At 53.4% G+C, this 20,788-nt stretch carries 16 protein-coding genes; 13 read left to right on the forward strand and 3 right to left on the reverse strand.

Annotation, left to right across the window (positions count from 1 at the left end; translation table 11 throughout):
* Window positions 1-14 precede the first annotated feature (14 nt).
* Complete coding sequence (gene waaF / locus V6U78_RS00205) at window positions 15-974, forward strand: lipopolysaccharide heptosyltransferase II (RefSeq protein WP_405335800.1); 960 nt, start codon at window positions 15-17, stop codon at window positions 972-974.
* Window positions 975-1,150: 176 nt separating this feature from the next.
* Complete coding sequence (locus tag V6U78_RS00210) at window positions 1,151-3,373, forward strand: NADP-dependent isocitrate dehydrogenase (protein ID WP_405335803.1); 2,223 nt, start codon at window positions 1,151-1,153, stop codon at window positions 3,371-3,373.
* Window positions 3,374-3,654: 281 nt separating this feature from the next.
* On the opposite strand, the gene V6U78_RS00215 is transcribed toward V6U78_RS00210, so the two are convergent.
* Window positions 3,655-4,065, reverse strand: a complete 411-nt coding sequence (locus V6U78_RS00215; protein ID WP_405335806.1) for a hypothetical protein — start codon at window positions 4,063-4,065, stop codon at window positions 3,655-3,657.
* A gap of 433 nt (window positions 4,066-4,498) precedes the next feature.
* Between V6U78_RS00215 and V6U78_RS00220 the strand changes: the two genes are divergently transcribed.
* The 6 genes from V6U78_RS00220 to sufT all read left to right on the forward strand — a co-directional run bounded on the left by V6U78_RS00220 (window position 4,499) and on the right by sufT (window position 10,419).
* Window positions 4,499-4,990 carry an SUF system Fe-S cluster assembly regulator gene (locus tag V6U78_RS00220; protein WP_405335809.1) on the forward strand — a complete coding sequence of 164 codons (492 nt, stop codon included), beginning with the start codon at window positions 4,499-4,501 and terminating at the stop codon, window positions 4,988-4,990.
* A gap of 62 nt (window positions 4,991-5,052) precedes the next feature.
* On the forward strand, window positions 5,053-6,501 hold the full coding sequence (gene sufB / locus V6U78_RS00225) for a Fe-S cluster assembly protein SufB (RefSeq protein WP_405335812.1): 1,449 nt from the start codon (window positions 5,053-5,055) through the stop codon (window positions 6,499-6,501).
* Window positions 6,502-6,544: 43 nt separating this feature from the next.
* A complete protein-coding gene (gene sufC / locus V6U78_RS00230; protein WP_405335815.1) occupies window positions 6,545-7,294 on the forward strand; it encodes a Fe-S cluster assembly ATPase SufC in 750 nt (249 codons plus the stop codon).
* On the forward strand, window positions 7,291-8,640 hold the full coding sequence (gene sufD, locus V6U78_RS00235) for a Fe-S cluster assembly protein SufD (protein ID WP_405335818.1): 1,350 nt from the start codon (window positions 7,291-7,293) through the stop codon (window positions 8,638-8,640). Before sufC ends, sufD begins: the two co-directional genes overlap by 4 nt.
* Window positions 8,621-9,853: a SufS family cysteine desulfurase gene (locus V6U78_RS00240; protein WP_405335821.1), complete on the forward strand. Its 1,233-nt coding sequence runs from the start codon at window positions 8,621-8,623 to the stop codon at window positions 9,851-9,853. Before sufD ends, V6U78_RS00240 begins: the two co-directional genes overlap by 20 nt.
* On the forward strand, window positions 9,850-10,419 hold the full coding sequence (sufT, locus tag V6U78_RS00245) for a putative Fe-S cluster assembly protein SufT (protein WP_405335824.1): 570 nt from the start codon (window positions 9,850-9,852) through the stop codon (window positions 10,417-10,419). The genes V6U78_RS00240 and sufT overlap by 4 nt, the downstream gene beginning before the upstream one ends.
* A 67-nt stretch (window positions 10,420-10,486) precedes the next feature.
* Here the strand turns inward: sufT and V6U78_RS00250 are convergent, their stop codons facing one another.
* Window positions 10,487-12,160, reverse strand: coding sequence for a methyl-accepting chemotaxis protein (locus tag V6U78_RS00250; RefSeq protein ID WP_405335827.1), 1,674 nt, complete (start codon window positions 12,158-12,160; stop codon window positions 10,487-10,489).
* Between the two features lie 222 nt (window positions 12,161-12,382).
* Between V6U78_RS00250 and V6U78_RS00255 the strand changes: the two genes are divergently transcribed.
* Together V6U78_RS00255 and V6U78_RS00260 are read left to right on the forward strand one after the other, a co-directional pair.
* Window positions 12,383-13,594, forward strand: coding sequence for a TraB/GumN family protein (locus V6U78_RS00255; protein WP_405335830.1), 1,212 nt, complete (start codon window positions 12,383-12,385; stop codon window positions 13,592-13,594).
* 50 nt (window positions 13,595-13,644) lie between these two features.
* Complete coding sequence (locus V6U78_RS00260) at window positions 13,645-14,556, forward strand: DNA/RNA non-specific endonuclease (protein WP_405335833.1); 912 nt, start codon at window positions 13,645-13,647, stop codon at window positions 14,554-14,556.
* Window positions 14,557-14,620: 64 nt separating this feature from the next.
* On the opposite strand, the gene nhaB is transcribed toward V6U78_RS00260, so the two are convergent.
* Complete coding sequence (gene nhaB / locus V6U78_RS00265; RefSeq protein WP_405335836.1) at window positions 14,621-16,141, reverse strand: sodium/proton antiporter NhaB; 1,521 nt, start codon at window positions 16,139-16,141, stop codon at window positions 14,621-14,623.
* Window positions 16,142-16,693: 552 nt separating this feature from the next.
* On the opposite strand from nhaB, the gene V6U78_RS00270 reads away from it, so the two are divergent.
* The 3 genes from V6U78_RS00270 to V6U78_RS00280 all read left to right on the forward strand — a co-directional run bounded on the left by V6U78_RS00270 (window position 16,694) and on the right by V6U78_RS00280 (window position 20,783).
* Window positions 16,694-18,181 (forward strand): SulP family inorganic anion transporter, encoded by a 1,488-nt coding sequence (locus V6U78_RS00270; protein WP_405335838.1) that lies wholly within the window; start codon window positions 16,694-16,696, stop codon window positions 18,179-18,181.
* 20 nt (window positions 18,182-18,201) lie between these two features.
* A complete protein-coding gene (locus tag V6U78_RS00275) occupies window positions 18,202-19,056 on the forward strand; it encodes a universal stress protein (RefSeq protein ID WP_405335841.1) in 855 nt (284 codons plus the stop codon).
* Between the two features lie 185 nt (window positions 19,057-19,241).
* Window positions 19,242-20,783: a TrkH family potassium uptake protein gene (locus V6U78_RS00280; protein WP_405335844.1), complete on the forward strand. Its 1,542-nt coding sequence runs from the start codon at window positions 19,242-19,244 to the stop codon at window positions 20,781-20,783.
* The last annotated feature ends 5 nt before the right edge of the window (window positions 20,784-20,788 follow it).

The raw sequence follows: 20,788 nt of genomic DNA on the forward strand, positions 1-20,788 counted from the left end.
ACCAAAGGAGCTTTATGTCTTCTTCACACCGTCTTTCTGTTGATACGCTGGGCCGCCATCTTGTGCTGTTGCCCGAAAACGTAGATCAACTCCTGCTGGCCTTACCTATTTTGGGGGATTTAAAGGCACGCTATCCGGCTCGTCCACTGGATGTGATGGCGCCAGCTGCGATGATGGGATTGATCGAGCGTCTTGAGGGTATTGAGCGTGTCTGGCAGCTCCCCAGCGTGCAGATGAGCTGGAAGACCTTTTGGCGGGCGGGGATCGATCTGCAGGGGCAGGGCTATCAGCAGGCTTGGGTGCTGCCCAATCAATTTAAACCGGCCTTGATTCCTGCCTTGGCCAATATTCCTGAGCGCACAGGCTATCGAGCTGCTTTTCGTTATGCCTTGCTGATTGATATTCGCTTGGCGCGGGCGGATCTTCACCCGCATTTCAGTGATCGTTATCGTGCGCTGGCCTGGGATATTGGTGAGCCGCTACCCACACCACGTTGGCCCAACTGGATGCAGGATTCATCGGCCCAGCAGACGCTGATCAACAAGTGGGGGCTGGACCCTCAGCGCCCGTTGGTGCTCTTAGCGCCTCAGCAGGCAGGCTGGACAGCCGCCACACCTCAGCCAGAACACCTGGCCTTGTTACAAACAGTGCAAGAAAAAGACGCCCAGCTGGTGTGTATCGCATCACGGCATCATCGCTTGGCTGCTGAGAGCTGGCAGGCAGCACTGGATGGCCGCTGTTTGAATCTGGCTGGTGAGTTGAGCTGGCTAGAGGTTTTGGATCTGATGACCCTCTCTCAGGCGGTGCTGGCGGATGATGGTCCTCTGGCATTACTGGCGCAATCCTTGGCGCGCCCGACCCTGCTGCTCTCGCAAGCCCCGGCTCAACAGAGCGCAGCACCTCTTGGGGCCAGCGGCTGGTCTACGACTGATGAGGCGCAAATCTGGTTACACCAAGCCTTGGCTAAGGTTTGATGCACTGCATCTAATGCCTTGGTCTTAAAGCCAGAGCATATAAAAAAACACAGCTTTACTGTAAAATCGGTTGTTGTAAATTTACTAGCACGAAAATAACTCAGCTCAGTCTACGACCACAAGCCGTAGGCATTGCCAGAGTTGTCGATCATACAACTAAGGAATTGGGGAAAAAAATGACAACACCTAAAATTGTTTATACCCTCACTGACGAAGCGCCTGCCCTAGCGACCTACTCTCTGCTCCCAGTGGTCAGCTCCTTCACCAAGGCAGCCGAAGTCGAGGTGGTCACCAGTGATATCTCACTTGCCGCGCGTGTTTTAGCTTCCTTTCCTGAGCATCTCAGCGAAGAACAGCGTGTTGCCGATACTCTGGCTGAACTGGGCGAGCTGACGAAGCGTCCAGAAGCCAACATCATCAAGCTGCCCAACATCAGTGCCTCAATTCCTCAGCTCAAAGCCTGTATCCAAGAGCTGCAAAGTCAGGGTTATGCTATCCCCAACTATGTTGATGAGCCCAAAACAGACGAAGAAAAAGACATTCAAGCGCGCTATGCCAAGGTATTGGGCAGTGCCGTGAACCCCGTCTTGCGTCAGGGTAACTCAGATCGTCGTGCGCCCCCTGCTGTCAAAGCCTATGCGCGCAAATTCCCTCACTCTATGGGCAAATGGAGCAAGGCATCGCGCTCGCATGCTGACTATATGCGTGAAGGAGATTTCTTCTCTAGTGAGCAGTCGATCACGATGGATGCAGCCGGTGACGTGCGTATCGAGTTCGTTAATCAGGCTGGTGCGGTTGAAGTGAAGAAAACGCTGGCCCTGCAAGAAGGCGAGGTTTTCGACTCGATGTTTATGAGCGCCAAGGCGCTGGATGCCTTCTTTGAGCGCACGCTGCAAGAATGTAAAGAAGATGGTGTGATGTGGTCGCTGCACGTTAAAGCCACCATGATGAAGGTGTCTCACCCCATCGTTTTTGGCCACGCTGTACGCACCTTCTTTAAAGAAGTGTTTGATCAGTATGGCGATCTGTTCAACGAGCTGGGCGTCAACCCCAATAATGGGATGGCCAGCGTTTATGACAAGATCAAAACCCTGCCACAATCCAAGCAGGATGAAATCGAAGAAGCCATTCACGCCTGTTACGAGCACCGCCCTGAAATGGCGATGGTGGATTCCGTCAAAGGCATCACCAATCTGCACATCCCCAGCGATGTCATCGTGGATGCTTCGATGCCAGCGATGATCCGTACCTCTGGTCAGATGTGGGGTCGTGATGGCAAGCAGAAGGATGTGAAGGCAGTCATGCCTGAATCGACCTATGCACGCATCTATCAGGAAATGATCAACTTCTGCAAAACCAATGGTGCTTTCGATCCGACGACTTGTGGTTCGGTGCCCAACGTAGGCCTGATGGCGATGAAGGCCGAAGAATATGGCTCGCATGACAAGACCTTCGAAATGAAAGAAGACGGCATCATGCGTGTGGTCAAGGCCGATGGTACGGTGTTGATGCAGCACAACGTGGAAAAAGGCGACATCTGGCGCGCGTGCCAAACCAAAGATGCGGCCATCAAAGACTGGGTTAAGCTGGCTGTTAATCGTGCCCGTCAATCCAACACTACGGCCATCTTCTGGCTGGATGCTGAGCGCGCCCACGACCGTGAGCTGCGTAAAAAAGTAGAAGTCTATCTGCAAGAGCACGATACCAACGGCTTGGATATTCGTGTGATGGGCTATAACCGCGCGATTCGCACTTCTATGGAGCGTATGATCCGTGGTAAAGATACGATTTCTGTCACCGGTAACGTGCTGCGCGATTATCTGACGGATCTCTTCCCCATCATGGAGCTGGGGACCTCGGCCAAGATGTTGTCGATTGTGCCGATGCTGGCAGGCGGCGGTATGTATGAAACAGGCGCTGGCGGCTCTGCACCCAAGCATGTTCAGCAGGTGCTGCAAGAAAACCACCTGCGTTGGGATTCTTTGGGTGAGTTCTTGGCGATTGCTGTTTCTCTGGATGAGCTGGGTCAGAAGAATAACAATGCGCGTGCGCGGATTCTGGGTCAGGCGCTGGATCAGGCAACAGGCAAGCTGCTGGAGAACAACAAGTCGCCATCACGTAAGGTGGGTGAGCTGGATAACCGTGGCAGCCATTTCTACTTGGCGCTCTACTGGGCAGAAGCTCTCGCCGCCCAAACAGAAGATGCTGCCTTGGCCAGCAAGCTGAAGCCAGTGGCGCAAGCACTGCAAGAGAATGAGGCCAAAATCCTTGAAGAACTGAGCCAGGTTCAAGGCCAGCCAGCTGATTTGGGTGGCTACTACCATCTGGATCAAGCCAAGGCGAATCAGGTGATGCGTCCAAGCGTGACCTTGAATAGTATTTTGGACAGCCTCAAATAAGCCGAGCTGATTCTGCAGTTCAGTGGACAACCCCAGCTTAGGCTGGGGTTTTTTTATTCTGTTGAGTTAGGAAACCTCTGATTAACTACTGCGCTGGGTGATGCTGCGTTGAAATTGGCCTCAAAATGCTCATTTACTCCATGTAAACTCCGCTTTTTCGTCCAATTTCGCCTTGCCTGACCTGCGCTCATGACGTTAATCAGAGGCTCCTTAGATACAGGCATAAAAAAGCCAGCTCCTTGGAGCTGGCAAAAAGGCGGACAAGAAAAGGGTGTTCGTGATTACAGGCCTTTTTCAACCACTTCTTTGATATTGGCCTGACGATCTGCTTCGTGGTGAATATTGGTGATTGGTGAGTGATCGAGTGTTAATACACCCTCTTTAAACTCAGCAAAGCGACTTGAAGACCAGTTGTCGCTGGTGTTTTGAATGATGACCTTTTTAACGCCTTCTTTGATAATGCCTTGTGCAAAGTCATCCGCGCACATTTCTTTAAAGGCATTGATCAGTGGGTTAAAAAAGACCTGTGCCCAGGCTTCGTCATAAAGGTGGGCATAGTTGTCAACTTCGAGGCTCGTCCAGTTCACTTCAACTTCAAGGTCGAACCCAGCGGCTGCATTGAGCTGTTCTTTGAGGCCATCGAAACGATTCTTTTGGAATTCGTGTGAAGCTTTTTTTTCTGCTAAACCCACGGTGTACTCCTTGACTTGATATAGAGCGAGGCTTGGATGACCTCATTTAAAAATAAATAGATTAAAAGTGCAGTTTATTTGGATCTCTTGCGCTGCATCTTTATGGGGAAGGGATATTAATTCCGTCGCTAGATTCAAGCAATGCTTTATTCTTGAAAGAGAGTGATTTTGATCACACTTCAATATTGTTTTCGCTTTTTTATCTGTGTTATGCCTAATATGTTTTTAATATGTGATTTAAATGGGTTGAGCGCCTGCTGCTCTTGTGAGTGCGCCTTCTTTTACTGTCAACTTTAATCTGATGCTGCCCTCTCGGGGCATGAGAAGACTCGCATTTGCAAGTCGATCGCTTTACCCGACTACTTTACTCGGTTTCTAAAAGGGACTAAAATAGTCCCCAATGTAATCACGCTGGTTTTTAGGCTAGGTAGGCATGCTCAAACTGAGTAAATTGACAGACTATGCCGTTGTGCTCGCAGCACAGATGGCGCAGGCCCCAGAGCAGCTTTATACGGCGGCACAACTGGCCGAACTGCTGGGTTTACCTAAGCCGACGGTGAGCAAGCTGCTCAAGATGCTGGTGAAGGCGCACCTGCTTTCATCTCAGCGTGGCACGCAGGGGGGGTATCAGCTGGCGCGGCCTGCCCATCAGATTATGGCCAGTGATTTGATCGCCGCGATCGAAGGGCCGGTGGCCATGACAGATTGCAGTCAGGATGCCCATCAATGCAGTCTCGCCGCCCAGTGTGGTGTGGCCGATAACTGGCAGCGTGTCACCCAAGCCATGCATCAGCTGCTGGCCTCAGTCAGTCTGGCGCAGTTGGCCCATACTCAGCCAATACGCTTGCCTTGGGTACAAATTCAGGCGCTGAGCGTCCAAGACACGGCACCGCTGGCTACAGGGATGACCCAGCGGCATGGATAACCGCGCCGTGATCTTCTTTCTGGATCTATAAAAAATCGACTTGATGAAACTCGGAGACCATTATGGCGAGTGAAAAAATGGAGCAGCTTGTCCGCAAGGAATACAAGCAAGGCTTCGTCACTGATATTGAAAGCGATACCCTGCCACCTGGTTTGGATGAAGAGGTGATCCGCTATATCTCACAACGCAAGAAAGAGCCTCAGTGGCTGCTGGAGTGGCGTTTAGAGGCGTATCGCCATTGGTTAACGATGCAAGATCCGCAAGGCTGGGCACATCTGAACTACCCAGCCATCGACTATCAGGCCGTATCCTATTATTCGGCACCAGGGGCTAAAAACAAAGATGCGCCTAAAAGTCTGGATGAAGTCGATCCCAAGCTCTTAGAAACCTTTGAGAAGCTCGGCATTCCGCTGCATGAGCGTGCAGCGCTGGCTGGCGTGGCCGTTGATGCGGTTTTCGATTCTGTCTCTGTGGGCACCACTTTTAAGGATAAGCTGGCTGAAGCCGGTGTGATCTTCTGCTCGATTTCTGAAGCGGTGCAGGAGCATCCAGAGCTGGTGCGCCAATACCTGGGCAGCGTTGTCCCTCATACAGACAACTACTATGCCGCACTCAATTCGGCCGTCTTTACTGATGGCTCCTTTGTGTTCGTGCCCAAGGATGTGACCTGTCCGATGGAGTTGTCGACCTACTTCCGTATCAATGCCGCCAATACAGGCCAGTTTGAGCGCACGCTGATTATTTGCGAAGAGCGAGCTCAGGTGTCCTACCTTGAAGGCTGCACCGCGCCGATGCGTGATGAAAACCAGCTGCATGCGGCGGTGGTTGAGCTGGTCGCGCTCGAAGATGCCTATATCAAGTACTCGACCGTGCAGAATTGGTATCCAGGCGATGAAGAAGGCAAGGGCGGCATTTACAACTTTGTCACCAAGCGTGGGGATTGTCGTGGTGATCGTGCCAAAATCAGCTGGACGCAGGTAGAAACTGGCTCGGCCATCACCTGGAAGTATCCCAGCTGCGTGCTACGCGGCAAGGATTCGGTGGGCGAGTTCTACTCTGTTGCCGTCACCAACAACTACCAGCAGGCTGATACTGGCACCAAGATGATTCATATTGGTGAAGGCAGCCGCTCGACCATCATTTCCAAGGGGATTTCTGCTGGGCGTTCTAACCAGTCTTATCGGGGCTTGGTGAAGGTGCTGCCAGGTGCAAAAAATGCGCGCAACTTTACCCAGTGCGATTCGCTGCTGTTGGGTGATCAGTGTGGTGCTCATACCTTCCCTTATCAGGAAATCGGCAACGCCTCCACTCAGGTTGAGCATGAAGCCACCACCTCTAAGATCGGTGAAGATCAGCTCTTCTATTGCCGCCAGCGTGGTATCAGTGAAGAAGATGCGGTGAATATGATCGTCAATGGCTTCTGTAAGGATGTCTTTAAAGAGCTGCCGATGGAGTTTGCGGTGGAAGCCGAAGCCCTGCTGAATGTGACCCTCGAAGGGGCGGTGGGTTAATCCCGCCTCTCTCACTGAACTGACCTTTTTAAAGAGACTCAAGATGATTGAAATCAAAGACCTCCATGCCCAAGTCGAAGGCCGCGAAATTCTGAAAGGGCTGAACCTGACCATTCAGCCGGGTGAAGTCCATGCCATTATGGGCCCGAACGGTGCAGGTAAATCCACCTTGTCGGCAGTACTGGCTGGCCGCGAAGGCTATGAAGTGACCTCTGGCAGCGTGACTTTTGAAGGCCAGGATCTGCTTGAAATGGACATCGAAGATCGCGCCTGTGCCGGCCTGATGCTGGCGTTTCAATATCCGGTTGAAATTCCTGGCGTCAAGAATGTTTATCTGCTCAAAGCGGCATTAAACGCGCAGCGCAAAGCACGGGGTGAGCCAGAAATCGAAGCGCCTGCTTTTATGAAACTGGTGCGTGAAAAGCTCGAATTTATGCAGATGGATAACACCTTCTTGCATCGCGCCGTGAATGAAGGCTTCTCCGGTGGCGAGAAAAAGCGTAATGAAATTCTACAGATGCTGCTGTTGGAGCCTAAGCTGGCGCTGCTGGATGAGATTGATTCCGGCTTGGATATTGATGCACTGAAGATCGTCGCCCAGGGGGTGAACTCGCTGCGTGCTGCAGAACGCAGCATTTTGATGATCACCCACTATCAGCGCCTGCTGGACTATATCGTGCCGGACTATATCCATGTATTGGCAGATGGCAAGATCGTGAAATCAGGCGATAAGTCGCTGGCGCTGGAGCTGGAAAAACGTGGCTACGACTGGTTACTGGAGGCGAACGCATGAGCCATCCTGTGACTGCTGATTGGGCGGCGCAATTTGCTGCCCTGAATCAAGCGGCACCCGCTGGCTGGTTGAAGAGTCAGCGCATTGCCGCTTTCGCCCGCTTTGAGCACTTGGGTTTTCCCTCTGCATTGAATGAGCAGTGGAAGTATACCGACACGCGTAAGATCGCCACGACAGCCTATCAGTTGGCGGATCAGATCGATCTGGCTGCTGCGCAAGCGCTTTTAGACGCCCAGCACTGGGATCTGGAGGCTTATCGGATCGTGCTGGTGAATGGTCTTTTCTGCGCCGAACTCTCTGATCTGCAAGATCAACCTGCTGGCTTGGTGGTTGAGCCACTCTCCCATGCCTTTGAGCGCGAACTTGAGCTGACCAGCGGCATGATGGGGCGTCTGGCCGGCATCGATATCGATTCGATGACCGCGCTGAATTTTGCCTTTGCACAAGAAGGCGCGGTGATTCGTGTCAGCCAGCCGGTGAGCAAGCCAATTCATCTGATCTCCCTGTTCACTGAGCAGGCAGCGGCGCAGATGTCGCATACTCGCGTGCTGGTTGCTGTTGGACCATCAAGCCAGGTCGAGCTGATAGAGCACTTTATCAGCGCACCAGCGGCGGTGCATTTTAGTACGCGCGTGGCCGAGGTGGTACTTGAGCGCAATGCACAACTCAAGCATGTACTGGTGGAGCAGCTTGGGCCTCAGGCCAGCTTGATTGGGCGTGTTCAGGCAGAGCAAAAACGGGATAGTCGCTATCTGTGCCAGCACATTAATCTGGGTGGTCAGCTGGTGCGCGATGATCTGGTGTCAGATTTAATCGGTGAAGGTGCAGAGTGCCATCTAGCCGGTCTGCTCTTTGGTCGCCAGCGTCAGCATTTAGATGTGCATAGCCTGATGAACCATAATGCGCCGCAGACGCATTCGAGCGAGAACTATAAGGCGATTCTGAATGATCGTGCGCAAGGGGTCTTTAATGGCAAGGTGGTCGTGAAGCGCGATAGCCAGAAGATCACTGCCGAACAGAGCAATGCCAACCTGTTGCTCAGTGATCGCGCCCAGATCAACACCAAGCCAGAGCTCGAAATCTACGCCGACGATGTCAAATGCTCGCATGGTGCGACCACGGGGCAGCTGGATTTAGACGCGCTCTTCTACCTGCGCGCTCGTGGTGTCGATGAAGAACAGGCGCGTGGTTTGCTCACACTGGCCTTTGCAAATGAAGTGATTGACCAGATCGAACATGCCAGCCTGCGCCATCAGGTTGAGGAGCTGGTTGCAGGCCACCTGCCGCAGCGGGTGGAGATAGAGACACCTCAGCTGGAGTCTGCCCATGCCTCAGCCAGCCTATGATCTTAGCGCCCTGCGTGCTGAGTTCCCGATTCTGAAGCGTGAGGTGAATGGTCGGCCGCTGGTGTATCTGGATAATGCCGCCACCTGCCAAAAGCCGCTGGCGGTGATTGAGGCGATGGATGACTACTATCGCCAGACCAATGCCAATATTCACCGTGGCTTACACACCTTGTCGCAAGAGGCGACCGATGCGCACGAGCTGGCACGCACCAAGGTGCAGCAGTTGATTCATGCCGCCTCCAGCAAAGAAGTCATTTTTACGCGTGGCGCGACTGAAAGTATCAATCTGGTTGCACAAAGCTGGGGACGCGCCAACCTGCGTGCCGGAGATCAGGTGTTGATCTCGATGATGGAACATCACGCCAATATCGTGCCTTGGCAGCAGTTACGCGATCAAATCGGGATTGAGCTGCTGGTGATCCCGATTCTGCCGGATGGTCAGCTGGATCGGGCCGCCTTTGCACGTTTGCTGACACCGCGGGTCAAGCTGGTTGCCATCACGCAGGTCTCCAATGCGCTGGGCAGCATCACCCCCTTGGCGGAGATCATCTCAGCCGCGCATGCGCAACAGACGCCAGTGCTGGTCGATGGCGCGCAGGGGATTCCGCATCAGCCAGTCGATGTTCAGGCTTTGGATGTCGATTTTTATGTCTTCTCAGGCCATAAGATGTACGGCCCGACGGGGATAGGCGTGCTCTATGGAAAGGCTGAGCTGTTAGAAGCCATGCCCCCTTGGCAGGGTGGTGGCGATATGATTGATATCGTGACTTTTGAGAAGACCACCTACGCCGGTTTGCCGCATAAGTTTGAAGCTGGCACGCCAGCGATTGCTGAAGCGATCGGGCTAGGGGCAGCTGTAGATTGGATGCAGCGTGTTGGTGTGCAAGCGATCGCCGACTGGGAGCATCAGTTGCTGACCTATGCCACGCAGCAGATGCAAGCGGCCCTACCCGGTTTGCGTTTACTCGGCACCGCACCCGATAAGGCAGCAGTGATCTCCTTTGTGCTGGAAGATGCCCATGCGCAGGATCTGGGGCTGTTACTTGATCAGCTGGGCATTGCGATTCGAACTGGTCACCACTGTGCGATGCCGGTGCTACATCACTTGGGTGTTAATGCGACGGCGCGGGCTTCTTTTGCTGCTTACAACACCTTCGCTGAAGTCGATGCTTTTGTGACTGGATTGGTGCGCGTGCGGGAGATGCTGCAATGACAGAAGGCGTCAGACAAGGTGTCGCAAAGGGCGATCGGCTGACGCTGTTGCGTGAAACCGAGGTGATCTCTGTCCCCTTTGGCAAGGCGGTGACGCTGGCAGAAGGGGAGAGTGTTGAGGTGATGCAAGCCAAGGGCAGTACGGTCAGTATTGGCTATCAAGGGCGTCTTTATATGGTCGAAGGCCCTAATCTGGATGCCCTGGGTCTGCCGGCCTTATCGCGCCCGCATCTGCCTGCAGGTGCCAGCCAGCAGCAAATCGAAGACTTTGCTTGGGCGCAGCTGCGTACCTGTTTTGATCCAGAGATTCCGGTCAATATCGTTGATCTGGGGTTGGTCTATGGCTTGAAGGTGGTCGAGCTGCTCGATGGCCGTAAAATGCTCAACCTGAAGATGACGCTGACCGCACCCGGCTGTGGTATGGGTGAGGTGATAGCAGCTGATGCCAGACGAAAAATCCTTGGGGCCGAGGATCTGAGTCGAGTGAATACCGAGATCGTCTTTGATCCCCCTTGGTCACGCGAGATGATGACCGAAGAGGCGCAGCTGGAATTAGGGATGTTCTAAGCGCAGTCAGCCATATCACGATGCTGCATATGGCTGACTGAGAGGACGACTTTTTGTATCGCGCCTCTTATTTTTGCAAACGGAAGTGCTTCACCTCGTCTTCGAGCAAGGTCGATAGACGGGCGAGTTCTTCACTGGCACGGGCGACCTGCTCGGCGGCGGTGGCGGTTTCTTCGATCGAATGACTGATGTTATGCACGCTGCGATTGATTTCTTCAGCGACGCTGGATTGCTCTTCAGCTGAGGCTGCAATCTGCGTGCTCATATCGCGAATGGCTTCAACCGCTTGGTTGATCGCTTCGAGGGCATCACCGGCGACCTGCGCCTTCTTCACTGTATCCTGACTCTGTGCATGGCCTTGAGCCAGCTGCTCTGCGGCAATGCGTGAGCTGTCCTGCACCTTGGCAATGCTGGAGTGGATATCTTCAATCGAGCTTTGTGTCCGCGTTGCCAGTGAGCGAACTTCATCGGCCACCACGGCAAAGCCACGGCCATGTTCGCCGGCGCGCGCGGCTTCAATCGCGGCATTCAAGGCCAGCAAGTTGGTTTGCTCGGCAATATTTTGGATCACCTCCAGCACGCTACTGATCTGCTCACTGTGTTCTAAAAGCTGTTCAGTGCTTTGTGCTGACTGGCTGATCTCTTCCGCCAGATGGTTGATTGAACTCACTACATCCTGAACCGCGCTCAGGCCAGACTCAGCCTTAGCATCCGCAGTTTCTGAGGCGGAAGAGGCCGAGGCAGTATAGTGCGCGACCTCTGCCACGGTTGCGCTCATTTGGTTCATCGCGGTGGCCACCTGCGCGGCTTCATCCCGCTGCTGGAGGATCGCGCTATTGGTTTGTGAGCTGGAAGCCGAAAGCTGTTCAGCCGCAGCGGCCACCTGCACCGAGGCCTCAGTCACACGCTGCATCATCTGGCGCAGCTCGGTGACCATCTCTAAAAAACTATACAGCAGGCTGTGCTTGGGCAGGGTTTGCTTGAGCTGCTGGTTCGAGGTGAAATCGCCTGAAGCCACGCGCTCTACCACCGCCTTCACCTCGCTAGGTTCACCACCGAGCTCATTCATCACACGGCGAATGATATAGAGAGCTGAGCCGATACCCACCAATAGACCGATGAGCAGCAACACAGTGGCACTGGTGACAGAAGCCTGGGCAATAAAATCAGCTCCGGCTGCTTCAGTTTCAGCCAGCTCGCGGGCCTCGCGCACCAGCTGGTTCAGCAGCTGGCCCATGCGCTCGGAATCAGGGATCATGGCTTGAATATAATCCAGATAACTGCGTTGCAGCTGGGTGAACTGCTCCGCCGCACTGGCGACTCTTAAGCGCTCAACTAAACGATCCAGCTCAACATAGTGTTCACGCCAGCGGGTGTAGGCCTGATCAAACTGACGCTGGGTCTGGCTGAGCGCTTCAAGGCCTTCAAGCTGCGCCAGACGATCACGTTGCTGTTGAATGGCTTGGTAGGATGCCTGACGCTGCTGCTGCACATTGCTAATAATCTGCCGCGTCTGCTCACCTGGTTCGCTGAGGCTCGCCACCCGCCAAGTTTGGGCACGAATGGCCATGCGCTCAAAGTTGATATGATCAAGCGCAGTCACTGCAGGAAGGTAGGTGATATTAAACTCAGCCACTTCTTTTTGCAGGCGTGTGCTGCTGAACATGCTGGTCATGCCATTGATCAGGATGATCAAAATCAACAGTCCAAAACTGATCGACAGCAGCTGTTTTAACTTCATGGTGGTGCTCCCTCTTTATTATGAGCGGCATGACAAGAACGTCAGCGGCAGATCTGAGTAAGATAAGGTGACATTATATCAATAAATGCTCAACCACTCACTGTCACCAAAGAATAAGCGCGACGAGGTGGGGAGATTGAGCCACAAGGCAGACTCTGGTCTAATGGCGCTCTTTGTGGCCTCCATGCGTGTTTTTTTCAGCGCCCTAAGTAGAGAGAAGCGATGAGTTCAGCAGCGGTATCTGGCCCGCGTCAGCAGGTCATCAAACACCAGACAGAATATACCCTCCTCGGCACGGCTCACGTGTCCAAGCAGAGTGCGGATGAAGTGCGTGCTCTGATTCAAAGCGGCGAATTTGATGCCGTGGCCATCGAGCTGTGTCCTGCGCGCTTTGCCAGTATGACCGACCCTGATGCCTTGGCGAAGCTGGATTTGTTTCAGGTGATCAAGCAAGGCAAGGCGGGCTTGGTGGCCGCGAATCTGGCCTTGGGTTCTTTTCAGCAGCGGGTTGCAGAAGAATCAGGCATTGCGCCTGGGGCAGAAATGCAGGCAGCCATCGAAGAAGCCCAGGCAAAAGGCCTTCCGCTGTGGTTGATTGATCGGGATGTGGGTATCACCTTGAAAAGGGTGTATCGCAATGTACCTTGGTGGCAAAGAGCCGGCTTGTTAAGTGGTTTAATCGGCAGCCTCTTTTCACGCGAGAAGGTCAGTGCAGACGAGATCGAAAAACTCAAAGAAGGCGATGTACTGGAATCCACCTTTAGTGAATTTGCCGCTGAATCAGAGAAGCTTTATCAGCCGCTGATCGCTGAGCGGGATCACTTTATGGCGCTGCGCCTCGCTGAAGAAAACGGCACCAGCCAGTACAAAAAAGTATTGGTGGTGGTTGGGGCAGGGCATTTAAAAGGTTTGGCTGAAAATCTAAACAGCCATTTGCCTGAGAAGCCCCAAGAGCAGCTGGCTATTTTGAATAGCCAGCCGGCAGCCAGTCGCTGGCCGAAGATGCTTCCTTGGGTGATCGCTGCGTTGGTCTTGCTGGGCTTTGGCTTGGGTTTTAGCCGCAATACCGAGCTGGGCTGGCAGTTGATTACGGATTGGGTGCTGATCAATGGTGGGTTGAGCGCCTTGGGCGTGTTGATTGCCGGTGGGCACCCACTGACGGTGCTGACCGCCTTTCTTGCTGCGCCCTTAACCTCGCTGAATCCGACCGTTGGCGCGGGAATGGTGGCGGCTGCGGCTGAACTTTGGCTGAGAAAACCAACGGTCGCGGACTTCTCCTCCTTGCGCCAAGATACGGCTCAGTGGACTGGCTGGTGGAAAAATCGTGTCTCACGCACCCTGTTGGTCTTTATTTTGGCCACCCTGGGCTCAGCAGCGGGCACCTATATAGGTGGTTTTCATATTGTTGGTTTGTTATCGGGTTCCGCAGCCTAAGGGCAACTAAGAGAGTCGTATCAGACATGGTGCAAAGAGAACTAAAAAATATGGGGCAGCGCCTCGCTAAACAGCAACTGCGCGGCATGGCACGGGGTAACAAGCGGCGCTCTGCGCCCCGTTCCCGCCGTGGTGGGCGCTGGTTATTGCTGGTGCTGATCATTGCTGGGCTGGGCTACTATGCCTATGAACGCCAAGTGCGTGAACAGCATGCCTTTGGTGGTGTGCCTGTCGTCCAGGACTGGCAGGATTGGCAGAACTGGCACCGTGTTTTACGCAATGATGGTTTTATGCTGGGCTACTCAGACTGGCGCATGAACCCCTTGTGGGTCACCTACCGCTTGGATAATCGGCCCACGCAAGCCATAGGCCAGCGTCCATCACGCTTTGAAGAAGATTGGCGCACCCTGCCTTTTTGGCGGGCCAGCCATGATGACTATACCCATAGTGGCTATGATCGCGGTCATCTGGCACCCAACTATGCGATTGCGCAGATTCATGGGCGAGAGGCGCAGCTGCAAACCTTCTGGATGACCAATATCAGCCCGCAGACGCCTGAATTGAATCGTCAAGTCTGGCAGCGTATCGAGCAATCCGCGATGGATCATTTTGTACAGCTGAAAGGTGAGATGTGGGTGATCACTGGTCCGGTATTTGGAGATCAAGTTGAGCGCTTGAGTAGTAGCTGGCGTGTGCAGGTGCCAGAGGCTTTTTATAAGATTTTTATTGCCCCTGAAACGGCCGATCGTCCGCTGCGCGTCCTGGCTTTTTTGGTGCCGCAAAATGTCCGTGGCAACGAGCCACTGGATCAGTTCTTGGTTAGCGTGCGTGAGATCGAACAGCGTACCGGTCTGAATTTTATGCCGCGTGTCGAGCCGAGCCTGCAAGAGTGGGTCGAGACGAGTATTCAGGCTGAGCCTTGGCAGGTGGAAAGCGTGAGTCGGCGGCGCGGCAGGTTTTAGGCCAGAGCCAAACCACCTTGTTGCCAAGGTGGTTTTTTTATGCGCCAAGATCAAAACACCCGATTTAAACCCAGTGGGTGACCGCCCAGAAGCCGATCCCTCCCATCACCAAGGTGTAAGGCAAGGCCATGAGAACCATGCGCCCATAAGACAGGCGCACCAGTGGCGCAATGGCCGAGGTGAGCAAAAACAGAAAAGCCGCCTGACCATTGGGTGTGGCAATGCTGGGCAAGTTAGTGCCGGTATTGATTGCCACCGCCAGCTGCTCAAAGTGCGTGCGATCGATCGCACCGCTGAGCAAAGCCCCTTTGACTTCGCTGATGTAAATCGTGGCAACAAAAACGTTATCTGAGATGGCGGATAAGAGACCATTGGCCAGAAAAAATAACCCTGGCTGCTGCTCAAGAGGCTGAGCCAATACCCAGCTAATAAAGGGTGTGAACAGGTTTTGGCTATGAATCACCGCCACAATGGTAAAAAAGACCACCAAAAGCGCGGTAAAGGGCAGGGCTTCTTCAAAAGCCTTACCGATCTGGTGCTCTTCATTAATGCCGTTTAGACTGGTGAGCAGGATAATCACCGCAAGGCCGATCAGGCCAACTTCGGCCCAGTGTAAGGCCAAAGCCACCACCAAAAAGACCGCCACTCCAGCCTGAATGCTGAGTTGAATGCGCTCACGCTGGGTGCGCTGTTCGCTTTGATCACGATCAAAATCTTCTAGGATGCTGCGCACGCGTTGCGGTAGGCGTCCGGCATAACCAAAAAAGCGGCCCAGCGGCCTGATCTTCTCCAGCGCCAAGCAAGTGAGCAACCCTGCTGCCAGTACCGGCAAGGTGACGGGTGCCATATGGAGGAAAAAGCCGACAAAATCCCATTCCGCTTCTTTGGCAATCAGCAGATTCTGAGGTTCACCGACCATCGTACACACACCGCCGAGGGCCGTACCTATGGCCGCATGCATCAGTAATGAGCGTAAAAAGCCACGAAACTGGATCAGATCCTCACGCTGGGATTCCTGAACATCGACATCATTGCCATGATCATGGCTGTATTGGTGGTAGGTCTTTCCAGAAGCCACACGGTGATAAACAGAGTAAAAGCCGACAGCAGTCGAGATGATCACTGCCGTGACGGTCAGGGCATCAAGAAAAGCAGACAGCAGCGCGGCGGCAGCGCAGAAAATCAGTGCCAGCAGTGATTTAGAGCGCACCCCAACCAGAATTTTGGTGAAGGCAAAAAGAAGCAGCTGCTTCATAAAATAGATGCCCGCCACCATAAACATCAGCAGCAGAATCACTTCTAGATTGTGGCGGACTTCATAGAGCACCATGTCGGGCGTGGTCATGCCCAGAAAAACGGCCTGAAGCGCGAGTAGGCCGCCGGGAAGCAGCGGGTAGCACTTGAGTGCCATCGCCAGCGTAAAGATAAATTGCGCCAGCAAAACCCATCCTGCAAAAGCTGTCCACGGGCCGGGCAGCCAATGCATGATGGGGTTGATCACCAGAAACAGGAGGATCAGGGATTTGTACCAGGATGGGGCGTTGCCGAGAAAGTTCTTGAGCAAAGCTTGAGGAAGCGCTGCCATAGGAGATCTCCTTGATAAAGAGAAGTGGAAAGAAAAAACGAACGTCAGCGGACATGCATGGCATAAGCAAGGTTTCCTTGGGTGTGTCTGCATTGAGGGCTGGCAGAAAAAAGCGGCCTTAGCGTGCGACAATTTGCTGCATTGCACAAGCCTGCTTAAGTCGGGTGGGCCATCCTTTGGACTTGCCTGCTTGAGGTGTGTATAATTCTGCGTTTTCGATCTTCTTATTGGCTGCTGAAAAGGAAGCGCTCCGGTGTAACTCCCCCCTCTTTTTTGATACTGCTTTTTAGCCATCTTGCGATCTTCAGACAGGCTAAAACCTGCGGTCATCTCCGTGTTTGCTTTCGTGTTCGCTTGAGTGCGTTCACGCTTCTGATGTTGTTCGTCATTTGCTGATGTGGATTTTTTTGGGCTGCTCATCGCCCAGGTAATCAGGCTTTCATCGCGGGTTGTTCACGTCTTTCGTTTAACCTGCTGGCGGCCCTCTCTTGGGCTGTAAAGGGTGTGAGCGGCAAATGTGTCTATTGCAATAAAAATGCTCAGAGAGAAATCATGATCCAAACGATCAAAGAAAACTGGTTCTCGAATGTCCGTGGTGATGTTTTGGCCGGTTTAGTGGTGGCCTTGGCCTTGGTGCCAGAGGCGATTGCCTTTTCGATTATTGCGGGTGTTGATCCCAAGGTCGGGCTCTACGCTTCTTTTTGTATTGCCGTGGTGATTGCCTTTACCGGCGGTCGTCCAGGTATGATCTCTGCCGCGACAGGTGCCATGGCGCTGTTGATGGTGACCTTGGTGAAAGAGCATGGCTTGGAATATTTGCTCGCGGCCACGGTGTTGACGGGCGTGCTGCAAATTATTGCGGGATACATCAAGCTTGGTAATTTGATGCGCTTTGTTTCACGCTCGGTGGTGACGGGCTTTGTGAATGCCCTAGCCATTTTGATTTTTATGGCTCAGCTGCCTGAACTAACCAATGTGACCTGGCATGTCTACGCCATGACTCTGGCGGGTTTGGGCATTATCTATCTCTTTCCCTATGTGCCCCTGTTGGGTCGCCTTTTGCCTTCTCCTCTGGTGTGTATTGTGTCGTTGACAGCCGTTGCGCTGATTTGGGGCATCGATATTCGTACCGTGGGGGATATGGGCGAGTTGCCGGATACACTGCCTATTTTTCTCTGGCCGGATGTTCCGCTGAATTTAGAAACGCTGCGGATTATTTTTCCCTATTCAGTGATGCTGATGCTTGTTGGTCTGCTGGAATCGATGATGACCGCGACGATTGTGGACGAGCTGACGGACACCCAAAGCGATAAAAATCGTGAGTGCAAAGGCCAGGGTGTGGCCAATATGGTATCAGGTGTTTTTGGCGGCATGGCGGGCTGCGCGATGATTGGTCAATCGATTATTAATGTGAAATCAGGTGGCCGCACGCGCCTGTCTACCTTAGTGGCCGGGGTCTTTTTATTGATTCTGGTGGTCTTTTTAGCCGATTGGCTGACTGCGATTCCGATGGCGGCGCTGGTGGCGGTGATGATTATGGTCTCGATCGGGACCTTTAACTGGGACTCTGTCTTGAATTTGAAAAAGCACCCGCTCTCCACCAGTATCGTGATGCTGTCCACCGTTGTGGTGGTGATTGCCACACACAATCTGGCTTATGGTGTGTTTGCCGGTGTCTCCTTGGCGGCGCTCTTTTTTGCCAATAAGTTGGGTCATTACCTGCGCGTGATCAAAACTCAAAATGAAGAAGGTGTGCGAGTCTATCAGGTGCAAGGTCAGGTTTTCTTCGCTTCTTCGACGCAGTTTATGGCCGCCTTTGACTATAAAGAAGTGGCTGAAAAGATCATTATTGATCTGACTGAAGCGCATTTTTGGGATATTACTGCTGTTGAATCGCTCGACCGAGTGATCATCAAGCTGCGCCGTGAAGGGGCCGATGTTGAATTGATTGGCTTGAACCAAGCCAGTGCAACGCTTGTTGATCGCTTTGGTGTGCATGATGATCCCAAAGGCGTTGAAAAGCTGATGGGAGGACACTAGTCATGGCTCAGGATGTAGAGATGAATAAAATTATCGCCTGTATAGATCACTCCGCTGCGGCTGCCGCCGTTTGTGATGCGGGTGCCTGGGTCAGTCGCAGAACCCGGCGCCCCCTCGTTTTACTGCATGTTTTAGATCAGCGTCTTTATCCCGCCAAAACCGATCTGAGTGGCAATATTGGCTTAGGTAGCCGCACCCAGCTGCTTGAGGAGTTGGCCGATTTAGATCGCCAGCGTAGCAAATTGGCGCTTGAGCAAGGTCAGCAGGATTTAGCCACCGCGCGTGAGCGTGTTGCCGAACAGGGTGTCGCCGACCCTGAATTGCTCCAGCGTCATGGTCACTTTGTTGAGGCCTTGCAGGATTTACAAGATGACACGCGTGTGCTGGTGCTTGGACGCCAAGGTGAAGAGCATCAAGGCGCAGCGCAGGAGATAGGTGGCAACCTTGAACGCGTGATTCGCACTTTGGCCTGCCGTATTCTGATCACGCCACCTGATTTTAAAGCGCCGCAAAAGGTGCTCTTCGCCTATGATGCCAGCCCAACGGCGAAGAAGGTCTTGTCGATTATTGCACGCAGCCCGCTTTTCAAAGGCATCCCGATTCATCTGCTGATGATTGGTGAAGCTGGAGAGAAGAATCTAGGCCTGCTCCATGCCGCACGCCAAGAACTCATAGCGCAAGGTCATACCGAGGTCGACACTCAGCTGATGCAAGGCCCAGTGGAGAAGACCCTATTGGCCTATCAGCAGCAGCAACAGCTCGAGATGATCATCATGGGGGCCTATGGCCACTCGCGCATTCGTGAGTTCTTTGTGGGGAGCACCACCACCAACCTGTTGCGTTTGAGTCCGGTGCCGATTCTGCTGATGCGTTAGTCCCTACCTGATCTGATCTGCACTAAGGACACTGATCCGAGGTGTCCTCTTGCCCTCAAAAAAGTCGCCCTTGCTGGCGACTTTTGACCTTGAGTAGCGCCAACCGCGCTTTAGGCGGTGTGAAGCTTTCTTTGCCAGCCTAGTCAGGCTATCCTTGTGCAGTGCATTAAAATACGAAGAGAGCTATGCAGCCTACACCACGTCGTCATCAAGTTCCCAATATCCAAAGCCGCTCTGAAAGGCGTCAGCAGCAGTTCTGGCTGCGCCCCTGGCTGGAATGGTTGGCCCCGATTGTTAAACTGCTCGGTCTGCTGCTGTTATTGCTGGGTGCCTTTAAAATTCTGCCGATGCTGCTGCTGATTGTTGAAGGCCAGGAGCAGGATACGCATATTTTCCTACTCAGCACGCTGATCACGCTGGGTACAGGCGGATTGATGGTGGTACTGGGCTCGCTGGTGCCCTTGCGTTTGCGTGGGCGGCAGATTTTTCTACTGACCTCCTTAAGCTGGATTGTGCTGAGTGGCTTTGCCGCCTTGCCATTGATTCTCGGTTCCACGGCATTGAGCCTGAGTGATGCGATGTTTGAGGCCGTTTCTGGCTTGACGACGACAGGCGCGACAATACTTTCTGATCTCGATCAGATGTCGCATGGCATTCTGCTCTGGCGCGCGATTCTGCAATGGCTCGGAGGGATAGGCATTATCGTACTCGGCATGGCGATTCTGCCCTTCCTGCAAGTCGGGGGGATGCGCCTCTTCCAATCTGAGTCCTCTGACTGGTCTGAGAAGGCGGTTCCGCGTTCAGGTACGCTCGCCAAGGCAATCGGTAAGGTCTATGTTGGCCTCACTGGCTTATGCATTCTGAGCTACTGGCTGGCGGGAATGAGTGGCTTTGATGCGTTGGTGCACGGTTTAACCACCTCAGCAACGGGCGGCTTTGCCAACTATGATGCCTCAATGGGGCAGTTTGCAGATACCCCCGTGATTCTTTGGATTGGCATCCTTTTTATGTTTTTAGGCGCGCTGCCTTTTGTGCTCTATGTGTTGATGATTCAGGGCAGCCCGATGCCTATGCTGCGCGATAGCCAGGTGCAGGCTTTGGCTAAGATTCTGCTGAGCGCGATTCTGGTGATGACGCTCTATCTGATCACTCAGCATGAATGGGATTGGTTTGAAGCCCTGACGCATGCTGCTTTTAATATTGTTTCCGTGGTGACGACCACCGGCTATGCCTCAACAGACTATAACGCCTGGGGGCATTTTGCGGTGATCTTCTTTCTGTATCTGATGTTTATTGGCGGCTGCTCGGGATCAACCAGTGGTGGCTTTAAGGTGTTCCGTCATCAGCTGTCTTTAATGCTGATGCGCAACCAGATGATGACGCTGCTGCACCCGCGCGGTGTCTTCTCGCAGCGTTATAACGGTAAACCCGTACCCGATGATGTTATACGCTCAATGGTGGCCTTTGCCTTCTTCTTCTTTGCGACGATTGCCGCCTTAGCGCTGGCGCTTTCTTTTATGGGGCTGGATTTTATTACCAGTTTTACCGCTGCCGTGACGGCGGTAGCAAACGTGGGTCCGGGGCTTGGCGATACCGTTGGCCCTGCTGGTAACTTTTCCAGCCTGCCCGATGCAGGGAAGTGGCTGATGGCGCTGGGGATGATTCTCGGACGCTTGGAAATCGTTACCTTTATGATTCTTTTCACGCGCGCCTTCTGGCGTGCTTAGGCGCG

The organism is Marinospirillum alkalitolerans, assembly GCF_045055655.1.
Taxonomy (GTDB): domain Bacteria; phylum Pseudomonadota; class Gammaproteobacteria; order Pseudomonadales; family Halomonadaceae; genus Marinospirillum; species Marinospirillum alkalitolerans.

Excerpts from the sequence above, each read along its gene's own strand:
- waaF (WP_405335800.1), top strand. The coding sequence starts at position 15 with ATGTCTTCTTCACACCGTCTTTCTGTTGATACGCTGGGCCGCCATCTT.
- V6U78_RS00210 (WP_405335803.1), top strand. The coding sequence starts at position 1,151 with ATGACAACACCTAAAATTGTTTATACCCTCACTGACGAAGCGCCTGCC.
- V6U78_RS00220 (WP_405335809.1), top strand. The coding sequence starts at position 4,499 with ATGCTCAAACTGAGTAAATTGACAGACTATGCCGTTGTGCTCGCAGCA.
- sufB (WP_405335812.1), top strand. The coding sequence starts at position 5,053 with ATGGCGAGTGAAAAAATGGAGCAGCTTGTCCGCAAGGAATACAAGCAA.
- sufC (WP_405335815.1), top strand. The coding sequence starts at position 6,545 with ATGATTGAAATCAAAGACCTCCATGCCCAAGTCGAAGGCCGCGAAATT.
- sufD (WP_405335818.1), top strand. The coding sequence starts at position 7,291 with ATGAGCCATCCTGTGACTGCTGATTGGGCGGCGCAATTTGCTGCCCTG.
- V6U78_RS00240 (WP_405335821.1), top strand. The coding sequence starts at position 8,621 with ATGCCTCAGCCAGCCTATGATCTTAGCGCCCTGCGTGCTGAGTTCCCG.
- sufT (WP_405335824.1), top strand. The coding sequence starts at position 9,850 with ATGACAGAAGGCGTCAGACAAGGTGTCGCAAAGGGCGATCGGCTGACG.
- V6U78_RS00250 (WP_405335827.1), bottom strand. The coding sequence starts at position 12,160 with ATGAAGTTAAAACAGCTGCTGTCGATCAGTTTTGGACTGTTGATTTTG.
- V6U78_RS00255 (WP_405335830.1), top strand. The coding sequence starts at position 12,383 with ATGAGTTCAGCAGCGGTATCTGGCCCGCGTCAGCAGGTCATCAAACAC.
- V6U78_RS00260 (WP_405335833.1), top strand. The coding sequence starts at position 13,645 with ATGGGGCAGCGCCTCGCTAAACAGCAACTGCGCGGCATGGCACGGGGT.
- nhaB (WP_405335836.1), bottom strand. The coding sequence starts at position 16,141 with ATGGCAGCGCTTCCTCAAGCTTTGCTCAAGAACTTTCTCGGCAACGCC.
- V6U78_RS00270 (WP_405335838.1), top strand. The coding sequence starts at position 16,694 with ATGATCCAAACGATCAAAGAAAACTGGTTCTCGAATGTCCGTGGTGAT.
- V6U78_RS00275 (WP_405335841.1), top strand. The coding sequence starts at position 18,202 with ATGAATAAAATTATCGCCTGTATAGATCACTCCGCTGCGGCTGCCGCC.
- V6U78_RS00280 (WP_405335844.1), top strand. The coding sequence starts at position 19,242 with ATGCAGCCTACACCACGTCGTCATCAAGTTCCCAATATCCAAAGCCGC.